At 49.1% G+C, this 13,989-nt stretch carries 13 protein-coding genes; 8 read left to right on the forward strand and 5 right to left on the reverse strand.

Features of this window, described 5'->3' with window-relative positions; genetic code table 11:
- Positions 1–720 precede the first annotated feature (720 nt).
- The 5 genes from GX441_12110 (at position 721) to GX441_12130 (ending at position 6,929) form a co-directional block, all read left to right on the forward strand.
- Positions 721–1,581 carry a DUF4097 family beta strand repeat protein gene (locus GX441_12110; GenBank protein NLI99384.1) on the forward strand — a complete coding sequence of 287 codons (861 nt, stop codon included), beginning with the start codon at positions 721–723 and terminating at the stop codon, positions 1,579–1,581.
- Between the two features lie 124 nt (positions 1,582–1,705).
- Positions 1,706–2,902 carry a 2,3-bisphosphoglycerate-independent phosphoglycerate mutase gene (locus GX441_12115; protein NLI99385.1) on the forward strand — a complete coding sequence of 399 codons (1,197 nt, stop codon included), beginning with the start codon at positions 1,706–1,708 and terminating at the stop codon, positions 2,900–2,902.
- A 2-nt stretch (positions 2,903–2,904) separates the two neighbouring features.
- Positions 2,905–4,401 carry a bifunctional phosphoribosylaminoimidazolecarboxamide formyltransferase/IMP cyclohydrolase gene (gene purH / locus GX441_12120; protein ID NLI99386.1) on the forward strand — a complete coding sequence of 499 codons (1,497 nt, stop codon included), beginning with the start codon at positions 2,905–2,907 and terminating at the stop codon, positions 4,399–4,401.
- Between the two features lie 64 nt (positions 4,402–4,465).
- Positions 4,466–6,421, forward strand: coding sequence for a GGDEF domain-containing protein (locus GX441_12125; GenBank protein ID NLI99387.1), 1,956 nt, complete (start codon positions 4,466–4,468; stop codon positions 6,419–6,421).
- Position 6,422: 1 nt separating this feature from the next.
- Positions 6,423–6,929 (forward strand): CAP domain-containing protein, encoded by a 507-nt coding sequence (locus GX441_12130; GenBank protein ID NLI99388.1) that lies wholly within the window; start codon positions 6,423–6,425, stop codon positions 6,927–6,929.
- Positions 6,930–6,941: 12 nt separating this feature from the next.
- Here the strand turns inward: GX441_12130 and GX441_12135 are convergent, their stop codons facing one another.
- The 5 genes from GX441_12135 to GX441_12155 form a co-directional block, all read right to left on the reverse strand.
- Positions 6,942–7,595 carry an endonuclease III gene (locus GX441_12135; GenBank protein ID NLI99389.1) on the reverse strand — a complete coding sequence of 218 codons (654 nt, stop codon included), beginning with the start codon at positions 7,593–7,595 and terminating at the stop codon, positions 6,942–6,944.
- Positions 7,592–10,153 (reverse strand): cation-translocating P-type ATPase, encoded by a 2,562-nt coding sequence (locus GX441_12140; protein NLI99390.1) that lies wholly within the window; start codon positions 10,151–10,153, stop codon positions 7,592–7,594. Before GX441_12140 ends, GX441_12135 begins: the two co-directional genes overlap by 4 nt.
- Before the next feature lie 14 nt (positions 10,154–10,167).
- On the reverse strand, positions 10,168–11,094 hold the full coding sequence (locus GX441_12145; protein NLI99391.1) for a hypothetical protein: 927 nt from the start codon (positions 11,092–11,094) through the stop codon (positions 10,168–10,170).
- A gap of 73 nt (positions 11,095–11,167) precedes the next feature.
- A complete protein-coding gene (locus GX441_12150; GenBank protein ID NLI99392.1) occupies positions 11,168–11,842 on the reverse strand; it encodes a hypothetical protein in 675 nt (224 codons plus the stop codon).
- A 9-nt stretch (positions 11,843–11,851) separates the two neighbouring features.
- Positions 11,852–12,232, reverse strand: a complete 381-nt coding sequence (locus tag GX441_12155; GenBank protein ID NLI99393.1) for a hypothetical protein — start codon at positions 12,230–12,232, stop codon at positions 11,852–11,854.
- 125 nt (positions 12,233–12,357) lie between these two features.
- Here GX441_12155 and GX441_12160 point away from each other — a divergent pair, with 125 nt between their 5' ends.
- The 3 genes from GX441_12160 to GX441_12170 are packed head-to-tail and all read left to right on the forward strand — an operon-like array spanning position 12,358 to position 13,702.
- A complete protein-coding gene (locus tag GX441_12160; GenBank protein ID NLI99394.1) occupies positions 12,358–12,936 on the forward strand; it encodes an RNA polymerase sigma factor in 579 nt (192 codons plus the stop codon).
- On the forward strand, positions 12,933–13,382 hold the full coding sequence (locus tag GX441_12165; GenBank protein NLI99395.1) for a hypothetical protein: 450 nt from the start codon (positions 12,933–12,935) through the stop codon (positions 13,380–13,382). The genes GX441_12160 and GX441_12165 overlap by 4 nt, the downstream gene beginning before the upstream one ends.
- Positions 13,379–13,702 carry a YbjQ family protein gene (locus GX441_12170; GenBank protein ID NLI99396.1) on the forward strand — a complete coding sequence of 108 codons (324 nt, stop codon included), beginning with the start codon at positions 13,379–13,381 and terminating at the stop codon, positions 13,700–13,702. Before GX441_12165 ends, GX441_12170 begins: the two co-directional genes overlap by 4 nt.
- Positions 13,703–13,989 lie beyond the last annotated feature (287 nt).

The following is a 13,989-nucleotide window of genomic DNA, read 5'->3' on the forward strand; positions in this document are numbered from 1 at the left end:
AGTTAATAATATCAAGTTGATTAAGCAACCATGGCAAGGACGGCCTTTGCTCTTCCGGTTTCTTTTCTTCGGTATTTTCATCGCTCATTTTCATTCCTCCTGGGGATTATGTTACGCTGTGGGTGGCAGAAAGTCAATATATATAATATTCTTATCTTAGGTTTCACCGTCCCATCAATCCCCCTACCCTATGGGGTGCAGACACCCCAAGGGGCACGCTGTCCATCAAGGAGGGGGAACGCTATATTCCCCCCTTTCCTCCTCCTGTCGAGGGAAGAGAAACCACTAATCTCCTCCCCCTTGACGGGGGAGGCTGGGAGGAGGTGAAGCTCTGAATTAAAAACATTACTTGAATAGTTGAGAGATGAAGTAAAAAATAAAGGTTTTCACCTTGCCCCTACCCCCTTCCCATCGAGGGAAGGGGAACCACTACCCCACGCTGGGGAAGGGGAATTACTAATCCCCTCTCCCTTTGGGAGAGGGGAGGGGGGTGAGGGAAGCCCAATACCCCTTTAATTCCCCCTTCATAAGGGGGACCTCCCTCACCCGACGCTCTTCCAGAGCGTAGCCCTCATCCCGGAGGGCGAGGGTTTCTGAAGCGGAGCGGCAACTTCTTTCTTCCGCCTGCGTCTTTAAATTCTATCTGCGGGAGTTCTTTTGGGGAGTTGACAACTGGGGTCAACTGGGCATAATAAACTACTGAATCATCAAGGAGGATGAATGAAACGTTTGCTTTTAGTGCTGCCGCTACTGGCATTTGCTCTCATATTCTCAGGATGCGATCTGATACTCGATAAAGAGGCGACTGAAGACTATACCGAAGTATTCAAGGTTTCTTCGGGCTACAACATTCTCGATATGGACAACAAAGCTGGCGATGTAGTGGTAACGGCTACACCGACTACGGACAGTATAATGATATATTACATCAAGAAGTGCATGGGCACGAGCTATGCTGAGGCTGAAGACCATCTCAACGACATTGACGTAACAATTATCGGCGATACCGCCACTCACACCGTAAAGGTCGAGACCGACTTTCCTGACGTCGACATAGCCCGAAACTATCAGGTTACATTCAATGTAATAATCCCTGATACCATGAATCTGACCGTGGTTAACACGACAGGCGATGTCCGCGTACTGGGGATGAACAAAAAGCCCTATCTAGAGACAACCACTGGTGATATCGAGATCAAGAATTTTGAATGTGAAGTGGATGCAAAAGCGACAACAGGAACCGTTGACTGCGAGATCACGAAGCTTCCGGAAAACGGCAAAATTAACCTTGAGACGACGACAGGCGATGCCCAGCTTGTCGTCGCCGTGATGGATACTACTAATGTACTGAGTCTTGAGGCAACCACGGGCACGATTGACGTAACCCTTCCTGCCGCCGTACGACTCGAGTTTGACATGGCCGTAACGACCGGCGAGGTTCGCATCAATGACTATACATACGAGCAGGGCAGTCCTTGGAGCAATAAGCACAAGGTTGGGACCATAGGCGTCGGGCCCGCAAGATCGCGTCTGGATGCCGTAACTGAGACCGGCGATATAACCCTCATCAAAGGCGATTGATAGATACCATGTTAAAAATTAAGGCGGGACTTGCTCCCGCCTTAATTTTTGGTCGAAATGTTGACGGTTGTCCGTTTTCATTTATAATGTGTATTCCGAACGGCAAAGTTTAAATGGAGGCCCAATGGAATATTTGACGGATCTGGTTATTCCTTCAAAAACAAAGATACTCCTAGTAGTGGTGGACGGAATGGGCGGACTCGAACGCGATGGCTTGACCGAGCTTGAAACCGCAAAAACCCCCAACCTTGATAAGCTGGCTTCAGAAAGCTCCCTGGGACTGACGACTCCTGTTGATTCGGGCGTAACGCCGGGGTCTGGACCGGCCCATCTGGCGCTTTTCGGTTACGACCCCCTGGAGTTCGAGATAGGCAGGGGTGTGCTCGAGGCTCTTGGCGTGGACTATCCGCTTAAGCGCGGCGATGTAGCCGCGCGCGCGAATTTTGCAACTATGAAGAACGGAGTCATTTCAGACAGGCGTGCAGGCCGTATCCCGACCGAGGAGAACGTTCGCCTGTGCAAGCTTTTAAGCTCCCAGATTGAACAGATTGAAGACGTCAAAATAGAGATAAGGTCAGGCAAGAGTCATAGGTTTGTCGTCGTATTCGACGGCGCAGGACTCAGTCATGAACTGACTGAGTCGGATCCCCAGAAGGATGGACTTCCGCCTGCAATCATCCGGCCAATGGCTGAGGACGCCGGCAAGACTGCAAGAATCGTCAACCGCTTTGCCCTTCAGGCTCAGGAGCTATTGTCCTCGGAAAAGCTTGCAAACACGCTTCTTTTGAGAGGATTCGCATCGCTTCCAGATCTCGTGCCGTTCGGAGAGCAGTTCGGACTCAAGGCGGCTGCGATAGCAACCTATCCCATGTACCGCGGGCTTGCCAGACTCGTCGGAATGCAGGTGCTTGATACTGGTTCGTCGTGGCGCGAAGAGCTTGAGACCCTCAAGGAGAACTTCGATAAGTACGATTTCTTTTACCTGCACTTCAAGGAGATAGACGCTGCTGGTGAAGACGGAAATTTCGACAAAAAGGTTGAACTCATAGAGGAGTTTGACAGTTTGATTCCGGATGTTTTGGAGATGGAGTTTGACGTGGTCGCAATAACGAGCGACCACTCCACTCCCGCTTTGCTTGCGGGTCACTCATGGCACCCCAATCCGTTTCTCCTCCATTCTCCCCGGAGCGCCAGAATCGAAAAACAACCGGGGTTCAGCGAGAGAGTTTGCGCAAGAGGTTTGATAGGCCACATAAACAGTCTTGACGTGATGCCTCTGCTTCTGGCTCATGCAAAAAGACTGAAGAAATTCGGAGCTTGAATATGAAGAGAGCGATTATTTCAGTATGGGATAAAACAGGACTCGACGAGTTTGCTAAAGCGCTCGTGGAGCAAGGGTACGAGATACTTTCAACCTCCGGCACGGCTACATATCTGAAACGCGCGGGCATTGGCGTCATTGAAATTTCTAACTATACAGGATTTACAGAAACACAGGACGGCAGGGTCAAAACGCTGCACACGAAGCTGTATACCGATATCCTTGGCAGGCCTGCAGGCATCGAGCTTGTTGTGGTTAACCTTTACCCTTTCGAACTCAAGATGAAGGAGGGATTATCCCTTTCCGAGATGGTTGAGTTCATCGATATCGGCGGTGTAACCCTTCTGCGCGGTGCAGCTAAGAACTTCGAGTACGTGACCGTTGTTTCGTCTCCTGACCAGTACGGGGAGCTTTTGAACGACATCAAGGAAAACAAGGGACCCACTCCCGGGATTCGCGCGAAGTTCGCGCAGAAGGCTTTTGAGCGCACTGCATCATACGACGCTGCAATAAGCAGCTATCTCTCAGACCCGCATTCCGTAGAGATAGCCGCTGACGAGAATCAAATCAGTTTGAGTGCAGTGAATCCAGTGAAGCTGCGCTACGGCGAGAACCCCCACCAGAAAGGGATATACTACCGCTTCCCGAACTCCACCTTCGGCTTCAAGGAGTTACTCGGTCCGGAACTTTCATACAACAATTTGATGGACATGGAAGCCGCAATTCTGCTGGTTGAAGAGTTTTCCAACCCGGCCGTTGCGATAGTCAAGCATGCCAATCCATGCGGGGTCGCCGAATCTGCCGAATCCGAGAAATACGCCCGTGTCTTTGCAAGGGCATACAATGCGGATGCGCTGTCTGCTTACGGCGGCGTCATTGCACTGAATCGGCCGCTCGACGAAGGGATAATGGAGTTTCTTTCAGGCAAATTCGTGGAGGTCCTTCTCGTCCCGGATATTCCTTCAGCACCCGTAGTGGAGCTTTTCGCAAAAAAGAAGAAACTGCGGCTGGTTCAGTACTCGGGCAAAATGCCTGCTTTTACCGTACGCTCGACGCTCGGCGGTCTTCTGTATCAGGATCGTGACAACGCAATTGAATCCGCGGCCGACTGTAAGGTTGTCACCAAGAGAAGCCCTACCGAAGAAGAAAAAAAGGCAATGGATTTCGCCTGGAAGGTCTGCAAGCACGCGCGTTCGAACGCGGTTGTAATAACCTCAAAGGATACGAGTCTTGGCATCGGCGCCGGGCTGCCCAACAGGGTTGATTCCGCAAGGCGGGCATTGAGGCTCCTTAAAGAACAAAGCCGCGAAGGGGTCAAGGTATGCGCATCGGACGGGCTTTTCCCGTTCGCAGATTCGATAGAATCCCTGAAAGGTTCGGGCGTTTCAGCCGTTATCCAGCCAGGCGGTTCGCTAAGAGATGAAGAAGTAATCGCCGAAGCGGATGCCCAGAATATTGCGATGGTCTTCACCGGCGTCAGGCATTTTTCTCACTGGTAACAAGAAATGTGATTCGGACACTTGTCTTAAAAACTGAAGCGGGAGGGGGGCAGGGCACTTGAGAATGAAGGATATTCTGAAGATTGTCGTATATCTCCCCTTCCTAGTCTACGCGTTCTTCAGTGCCTCAGGAACTTTCCTGAAGTCCGTAAACCCATTCTATCTCATTGCCTTGCCGGTAGCTGGAGTCGCGGTGCTCCTCTTCACGTCGCGTCTCTGGTTTTATCTACTCGCGCTCGCGCTCGCGAATCTTGCCATCCAGCTCTCGGGTGGAGCCGCTTCCCAGCTCTTTTTTTTCTATTTTCTTCTCCTGTTCGTCGAGGGGTTGCGGGCCAGCTTATGGCGCTATATAGTGGCCGGGGTTTCAATTCTTGTTCTTGAGTCTCTATCCGCTCTTTTTCACCTGGCACAATCAGCGTTTCCTTTAGGAGCACTGCTTGCTTTCTCCGGGTTCGTCGTGCTTGCTTACCTCTTCCTTAGTGTCGAAAAGCGCAGGGCAAAGTCCCTTGAGAAGAGTCTTGAACGGGAACGCGCCAAGTACCACTGGCTTGATCCTTTGTCGAGCCCGAGAGAGGAAAGACTCCAGTCGCTCAAGGAGGAAAAATACTCCATCGATGCGGATGTTTTATGTTCAGGTTTCGTCAAGCTCGTCTTCGAAACCCTGAGGGTTCATACCGCCGGGCTTTTCCTCCTGAACAAGGACAAGCTTGAGCTTGTCGCCATCGAGTCGCAGTTCCCCAGGATAAAAAAGGATGCAAGCATCACCCTGGGCGAGGGTGTAATTGGATATCTAGCAAGAGAGGGGAAACCGACAATCCTCAATGATTTGCGGGAAGATTCAAAAAGAATAGGGTATTACGACGCCGAAGTCGATATTAAAGCTCTTGCCACTGCACCTGTGGCTAACGCCGGTACGAACTACGGAATTATCGTCGTTGATGCGGAGAGGGCATTGAACGAATACGACAAGGATTTTCTTGTCGCCGTAGGAGACCTTTTGGCCAGGGACATAGAAATCTCGAGGCAGTACGAGGAGCGCCACAGGGAAGCTCTGAGATTCTCAGGACTTTACGAGATGGCAGGCAATCTTTTGACGGGTCTTTCTGAAGAAGAGCTTATAGAAAGAAGCTTTGAATTAGCTGGAGATATCTTCGATCCCGACGCTACAGGTTTCGCCAGATTACGCGACAAGGAGGGCGCTGCGCTTCTTCGATACGACGGCGAGAAGGAGTTTGATAGGGGATTCCGGTTCGAGCCTGAAAGAAGTCTTGTAGCAATGACGGCAAAGCACAAGGGTTTTCTCTTGCACAGGGACATGAGCAAGCCTGGACTGTATCGTTTCGGGCCAGGCGAGAAGGTGCCTGCAAACCGCACCTTTATGGGTATAGGTTTCGACGAAGACGAACATACTCGAGGAGTTCTTTGGATAGAAAAACTTGAGGCGGACGCCTACAGCGAACGTGACGGTAAAATACTCGGTTTCGCGGCGACGCTTCTATCGGCCGCTTTCCTCAGGGTAAGATACCAGGAGCAGCTTGGCCGTCTGGCAAGGCTGGACGGACTTACCGGTCTCCTTAATCACAGGGCATTCCAGGAGGAGCTAGAATCTTCTATTCAGAAACGTCCGACGGTCGGCCTGTTCATCATCGATATAGATCACTTCAAGAATATCAATGATACATACGGCCATCCCGTGGGCGATGCGGTATTAAAAAAAATCTCTGAAGTAATCAGGGATAAGGGTATTCCAGCCCGCTACGGCGGCGAGGAGTTTGCCGTCGTCATTACGGATATAACCTCTAAGGATATGATTGGTAAAGGCGAGGAACTGCTTGTCTCAATAAGACGCGCAATGATAAGGGCTAAGGAGGGGACCATCCAGGTTACAGCGAGCGTGGGAGGAGCATTTTATCCCAGGGATGCAAAATCAAGGGAAGAGCTTATAAAAAAGGCCGACGCCGCTCTCTACAGAGCAAAAACATCGGGTCGAGATAAACTCATGCTTTCAGGGGAAGGGTAAGATGTTAACTGTTAAAAAATCCATGCCGCTCACGTTCCAATTGCTTTCAGTCTTTTTCCTTATAGCTTGCGAGCCTAAGGTTGACCCGAGAATGCTCGAACTCGAGCAGCGCATACTCCAGGAGATAAATACCTTCAGGTCGAACGAGGAAAAGCCTGTTCTTTCAGAAAACGAGAAACTATCTGAGGTGGCTAGAGAGCATTCAGAGGACATGTCCAGGAGGGATTACTTTTCCCATGACACGCCCGAGGGTGTGTCCTTCGATGAGAGGATAGCTAAGGCAGGCATCGCTTACCTTAAGGCAGGGGAGAACATCTACTACAGATTAAATCCCGATATAGAGAATCTGAGCGTTGCGGAACTTGCCTCGGGCGTCGTAGAAGCGTGGAAGAATTCCAGCGGACACAGAGAGATAATGCTCGATGCGGATTTCAACGAGGCCGGTGTCGGATGCTTTTCAGGCGGGGATGAGCTTTACGTTACGCTTGATGTGATTGAGGCTCCTTAGAACTCAAGTTTTTTATCGCGTCCTCAAGACGCCCACTTTCTTGCAGTATTCTCCTATCGAGCATTTTGAGCAGTATGGTGACACCGGAGTACATACGTTCTGGCCGTAAATCACCAGCAACCGGTTTATCTCTATCCAGTACTTTTCCGAAAGTTTTTTCCTCAATGCCATCTCGGTCTCGAAGGGCGTTTTGGTGCGTACGTATCCCCACCTGTTGACAATACGGTGCACGTGAGTGTCTACACAGATGGAAGGTTTATTGAAAACAAGACCGAGTATCAAGTTGGCTGATTTTCGGCCTATACCGGGAAGATTTAAAAGCTCCTGCATCATGTCGGGAACTATCCCGTTGTAATTCTCCATAATCAATCGTGATGTATCCCTTAAATGCTTCGCCTTCGTTTTGTAGAACCCGACAGGGTAAAGCAATTTTTCAAGTTCTTTTGCAGAAAGTGCCGCTATATCCGCAGGCGAAGAGACTTTCTCGAAAAGCCTGTCAACGACGGTGTCGGTGGTTTCATCCTTGGTTCTTGCCGAAAGAAGTACGGACACTAGAACCCTGAAGGGATTATGGTACGCATGCTGGCGTTCGGAGACTGGAGGATTATATCTCTCCGCCTCTTTCCTCAAGATTGCAATTGCTTCTGGCAGGTCTTCATTCTTCACGCGAATCTTTTGGCGTGCCTTCGGAAGATATTGATTCCTATCGCCGGTACTATAGATGCGACTGCGGCTACAATAAGGTGTATCCAGTTCAATGAGGATGTTTTGAATATCACCTGCAGAGGCGAAAGGAAAATAACGAGCGCCTGTAATGCAAGGGAGGCAAGGAAGGAGATGTTGAGAAACATGTTTTTAAACGTCTCGCGAGATATAATAAAGGATTTTTCGACCCTGAAGTTGAAGGCATGCAGTAGCTGGCTCAATACTAGAGTGGCAAAAGTGACCGTTCTTGCGATTCCAAGATCGGATTTGTAGCCTAACAGCTGCGGAAGTACGTATAATTCAAGGGCGTATGCGGCAATCACGCCCGAGGTTAATATAAGACCCTGAATGAGTATACCGAGAAGCCCCATCTGGGTTATGATTCCTTCCGACGTTTTTCTAGGCGGCTTCGCCATTAGATCCATGGTAGGTTTGTCGGTCCCAAGAGCGAGAGCCGGGAGGCCGTCCGTCACAAGGTTTATCCATAGAATCTGGATAGGGAAGAGGGGGAAGGGCATTCCGAGTAATGAGGCTATAAGCACCGAAAGAACCTCGCTGACGTTGCACGAGAGCAGAAAGTGCACGAATTTTTTAATGTTTGAGAAAATAAGACGGCCTTCCTTAATAGCCGAAACTATCGTTGCGAAGTTATCGTCGGTGAGAATCATCTGGGAGGCTTCTACGGCAACATCCGTGCCTGTTATGCCCATTGCGACGCCGATATCGGATTTCTTTAGCGCTGGCGCGTCATTGACGCCGTCGCCTGTCATCGCCACTACGTGGCCGCGATACTTCAGAGCTTCAAGAATCTTGACTTTTTGAAGAGGAGAAACCCTTGCGTACACTGCGATATCTTCTATCTTGTCGTGAAGGACCTCATCGTCGATCTCAGCGAGTTCCTCTCCGGACATTACATCGCCCTCAAGACCTATCCTTGAACCTATAGCTTTTGCAGTAGAAACGTGATCGCCCGTTATCATGGCGACGCCGATGCCCGCCTTGCGGCATTCTGCCAGGGCTGCGGCCACTTCCTTTCTAGGCGGATCGCTTTCGGCGATTATGCCGAGGAACCGCATGTCTTTTTCAAGCGAAGCATTTACTGAAGTCAAATTAACTTCCTTCTCCGCAAAACCGAGAAGTCTGAATCCGTTGCGCGAGAGTTCGTCGCAGCGTTCAAGCCATTGCTTTCGGGCTTGAGAATCGAGGTTCGCCGAGCGTGTTATTATGTTCTCCGGTGCTCCCTTTGTCATGGATATGAAACCCCTATCCCATCTGTGCAGGGTCGTCATCATCTTTCTGTCCGAATCGAACGCTATCTCATCCACTCTTGGATGCGTGCGCTTCATCTCCTCGAAGTCGAAGCCTTCGGTTTCAGCGAATCTGACGAGCGCGGTTTCTGTCGGATCGCCGGAGTACAGCTCTCCTGATTTCCTGGTATCGTTGCACAAAAGCATCGCTCTTATAAGCATGCCTTCATCCTTCTGGTGGAGAGGAATGAGTTTTTCGACCTTCATTATGTTCTCGGTCAGGGTTCCGGTCTTGTCCGTGCAGATGAAAGTAGTCGCACCAAGCGTTTCAACTGCATGCAGTCTGCGGACTATGGAACGGCGCTCTGCCATGCGTCTTACGCCCAGGGCAAGCGATATTGTTACCGCTGCAGGAAGACCCTCTGGGATGGCGGCAACGGCAAGGCTTATCGCAATAAGCAGGGTCTCGAGCCAGTTCACCTGATTGAAAAGGCCTATGAAGAAGACGAGAGCGCTGGCTCCAAGACAAATGAAGAGAATCTTTCCTCCAAGCTTCTTAAGATCCTTTTCAAGCGGGGTGGAGTCTTCCTTTTCGGAAAGGGACTCGGCAACCTTGCCGAGTTCGGTCGCTTTTGCTGTGGATGTTACAACAAGGGCGCCCCTGCCTTTTACCACGCTCGTTCCGAGAAATGCCATATTCCTTTTTTCTCCAACGAGACGGGTCTCGTGGGCAAGTTCCTGCGTTTGCTTATCAACTGCGACGGATTCGCCAGTAAGGCTCGATTCGTCTACAAGAAGATGCTTGGCATCGAAGAGCCGGCCGTCTGCCGGCACCTTGTCGCCTGCAGCAAGAAGCACTATGTCTCCGCGGACAAGCTCCTCCGTATCGACCTCTAGAATCTCTCCTGAACGAAGAACATTCGTTTTTGGCGAGGAGAGCTTTTTAAGGGCCGAAAGCGCTTTCTCAGCCCTGTATTCCTGGACAAATCCGAGTACGGAATTCAGGACGAGAATCACTCCTATCGCTCCCGCATCGAGCCATTCGCCAAGAACGAAACCGGATACAACGAGTGCAACAAGAAGAATTATGACGATGGGATCCAGAAACTGCCTGAGAAACATGACTAAAGGATTAGGAGCCTTTTCGTCCGCCCAGCGATTGGGTCCTTCAAGCGCTAGTCTTTTTTTGGCTTCTTCTTTGGTCAAGCCTGAAACAAGATCGGTTTTCAGGATTCTCGCCGCTTCTTCAGGTGAAAGGCGAGTCCAGTCCATTGCTTTCTCAGATACTATTTCGTTGATGGTACCTCCTCGGGTAACATGTGAATCTGGTATGTTTGGTTTAGCAGTTCATCAGGATTTTCGAAAACGGGCAGATGATAGATGCCTACGCAGATGAAGATATGCTTGGTATTTTTGAGCTTTGAAATCTCATCTGCGAACAAAGCTCTACTCAAGATATTAGAGGTATCTACCATATCTCTGCGAATCTGGGCAAAGACCTTCTCGGCGGAAGCCAGCCTTAGCGGACGGCTAAGGTAAGCCGTATCGTATTCAACAAGGAGACGTTCGATAGAATCCCTCGGAAAAAGACTGTAAGAGCTTATCATTGAAACATAGCTGTTTCTGGTCTTGGCAGATAGCGAGTGAAGGGATGCCGGCGTCGGAAACAAATCGTTAATTACCGCGAAGTGTATGTCCTTGAGCGTAACCATAGGCGGCGTCCCGAGCAAAAGTCTTGCCGTAACTTCAGCGCCCAAGGGCGATACGATTGGGTCGAAAGTCTTAATATTGAGCTCCTGCGCAACTCCTTTGAAGAAAAACACCTCTGGCAGTGAGGTTTCATCTTGCGCAATTCCTTCTACAAAGAATGCCCACTCACCGGGTTTTTTAATGAAAGGCAGTACGCTTCTCAAGAAGCGAATGATTGCTAGTCTCGACTGATGACGGACTCCGAATATATGGAGCGTGAATTCTCCTGCGGTATCGGTAATCTCTGCTATTTCATCTTTGCTGGGATTCCAATCGTAAAACCTGTCCATTGTATTTTTGTAGACCTGGGCGATGTTCGTATTGTTCTCGTGGTCGTAGTCCAATAAGATATCGTAGGTCTGGATTTCCGCTTTTGTAGGTTCCTGTGGCGGGCAGGATACCAAAAAAGTTAGAATGAAAAGAAACATCAAAGTTCTGATGAATTTAAGTTTTCCTGCAACCATCGACTAAGACTATTCATGGATTTGTAAAAGTCAACTTTTGTTTTTGGTTTTCAGTAATATCGATAACCGCTCTTTACCAGTCTACTGCCTTAAGAACTATCCCCGGAATCGTGCACCAGTTTTCAAAAAAAACATCCGGAAGGGTGATACCGGTTTTGACATCTCCTAGTCTGAGTTCCTCTATCTTCTCAAAACCTTTGGTTTTAACTATGGAGCGCATGTGTTCAGGGTAGCTTTTACCGTTCAAGTTCCGGTAGTTTCTCATCTCAAGATCAAGCGACCAGTTTTTGCCCTTTGTGCGGCAGAGGACAAGATTATCGTTTACCCTTGCCGTTGTGACACTCCCAGGAGAGCGCCCGCTCCAATTCATAAAAACCGTATCCCCTTTATTGAAAAATTTATCAACCCTAAGTCCGGCATCGTGAAGCGCTTTTTCAATATCTGTATTGAAGATATCTGTCAGGGAAAGGTTCTCGTCAGGCACTCCTTTTTTGTATACAATCCTGAACAATTTTGCTTCCTCTGGATAGTAAATCTCAGTGGTATCGTATCTTATTTTCATTAATTGATGAACAGGGGAGGATGTTTCAAAGAGAAGGCAGTGTGGTTCAGCCAGATAGAACTTTCCTTGAACTACATCTAGAGATTTTTTCTTTTCAATAATGAGCGTGCTGATGACGAAATCACCCGCTATCATTGCCTCTGGAGTGTTTCCTCCATAAAGCAAGAATAGTAAGCTCAAAAACAATTCAGGTTCCTAATTCACAAGGCAGCCCGTTGTCGCGGCCACTATTCCGCCTCCTCCGAGCAGGGCGACTATCGTCCATATGAGACACCCCGAAAAAGCTTTCCTGGTTTGAATCGAACGGCCCTCCTCCTTGTAGCAGTCCGTATATGCGGCTACATAATCCGAGGATTTGCCCACAAGGTCCATTGCATGGGGGGAAGGGGCAAAAAGGTATGCCGCGCCAACTCCAAAAACGCCGAAAAGGCACCCGAGCGCGAACCAGAGAGTTTCACTAACATCCCTTCTCACGTCAGTTGCCGCATCGCGGCAGGGGTCGCCCAATTGCGCGTTTGCCGTAATCGGCGCTAAAACCAATACACAAGTAATCAATAAACAAAAGAATTTTTTCATATACGTTCCTCCTACTATCAGGCTATTATCGTTATTGGATATGTATTGTCAAGTATGATATGGTTCTGCACGTATATCGAAAATATCCGGGTTGACTGAATAAAATATTGATGCATACTGTAGATATGGTAGATATGGACACAGGCAGTGCGGAGGCAGTTCTCCGCGAAACCGTTGGTTTTGAGAACGAGACTCACGCTCTCGCACAAACCATAAAAGGAGACAGGGACGCTTTCGCATATATCGTGGCTAAATACACGGAAAGGGCATACAGAATGGCTTTATACATTCTAGGTTCGGAACAGGATGCGATGGACGTGTCGCAGGATGCCTTCATCCGCGCTTTCAGGAATCTTCACAGATTCGATCTTTCGCGTCCGTTCTTTCCCTGGTTTGCCACCATACTTCGCAACCTGTGCTACAATTTCATTAAAAGCCGTAAGCGCAAGGAAGCCTACAACATCGAGGATTTTCAGCTTTCAGAACCAGCCAGGGGTCTTGATGCGGATACAAAACTCTGCCTTAACAGGGCATTGGCGGAACTCTCGACGCAGGACCGGGAGATAATCGGCAAATTCTATTTCGAAGGGCTCTCTTACCAGGAGATTGCCGACGAACTCGATATTCCGCTCGGCACAGTGATGTCCCGGCTTTACTATGCGCGAAAGCATCTTAAATCAAGGCTCTTGAAGGAGGTCGAATGAACCACGAACACTACAAGCATCTTTTGCTTAGAGTTGTGGATGGGGTTGCGACCGACAAGGAGCGAGACGAATTTGAATCGCACATCAAATCCTGCAACGAATGCAGCAAAGAGTTCGGGGAGCTCAAGAATCTTGAGGAATTCATGTCGGCCGTCAAACTCAGAGATCTCACAGAAGAAGCGCGTGCAAGCTTCTGGCGCTCTGTGTACAACAGACTTGAGCGCAGACTGGGATGGCTGTTTGCAGGTTTAGGTGTGCTTCTTCTGTTTGGATTCGGCATCTTCTTATTTATAAAGGAGTTCGTACTGAACCCCTCAGTCTCGATTTTTTTTAAAATAGGGGTATCGGCAGTACTTCTGGGTCTTCTCGGTTTGTTCATAAGCGTGCTCAGGGAGAAGCTTTTTCTAAGACGTTATGATAAGTATTCAAAAGAGGTTAAACTATGATAATAGCTACGACAGAAACCATAGCCGGCTATGTCGTTAAAGAAACCATTGGAATAGTTTACGGAAACACTGTTCGAGCGAGAGATATTTGCTCGGATATCACCGCCCGGTTTAAGGATGCTGTCGGCGGAGAAATTGAGGAGTACACTAAATTACTCTCTGAATGCCGCGAGCAGGCGCTCGATCGGATGATAACCAGAGCCAACGAACTGGGAGCAGACGCTGTCTTAGGAATAGACTTCATGCTTTCTTCTCTTATTGATGACGCCATCGAGCTTTTAGTGTATGGAACTGCAGTTAAACTTTGCAGGGAGCCTTAATCTGCTTTCCTTTTTCAGTAAAAATCACATAAGTTGTAGGGTTGCGCTTATCCGCATGCAGAAATGATACCTTATCTTGAACTCGTTGCCCTGGTTTTATTAGCATCCAAGGTCAGTAACGCATATTTAGGATTTCCCGACACGCTTTTATACTGCGCCCCTCAGAGACTGGACACGAGGGTAGTTTAGAGGTAGAATGAGGCATCTAGCCAAGGAGGCAAGATGAAGCGCAGTAACTGGACGACAGAGGAGAAGCTGGCGGTGGTACTTGAAGGATTGAACGGCAG

It is taken from the genome of bacterium (genome assembly GCA_012517375.1).
In the GTDB taxonomy this organism is placed as follows: Bacteria; Hydrothermota; Tepidihabitantia; order B3-TA06; family B3-TA06; genus JAAYVC01.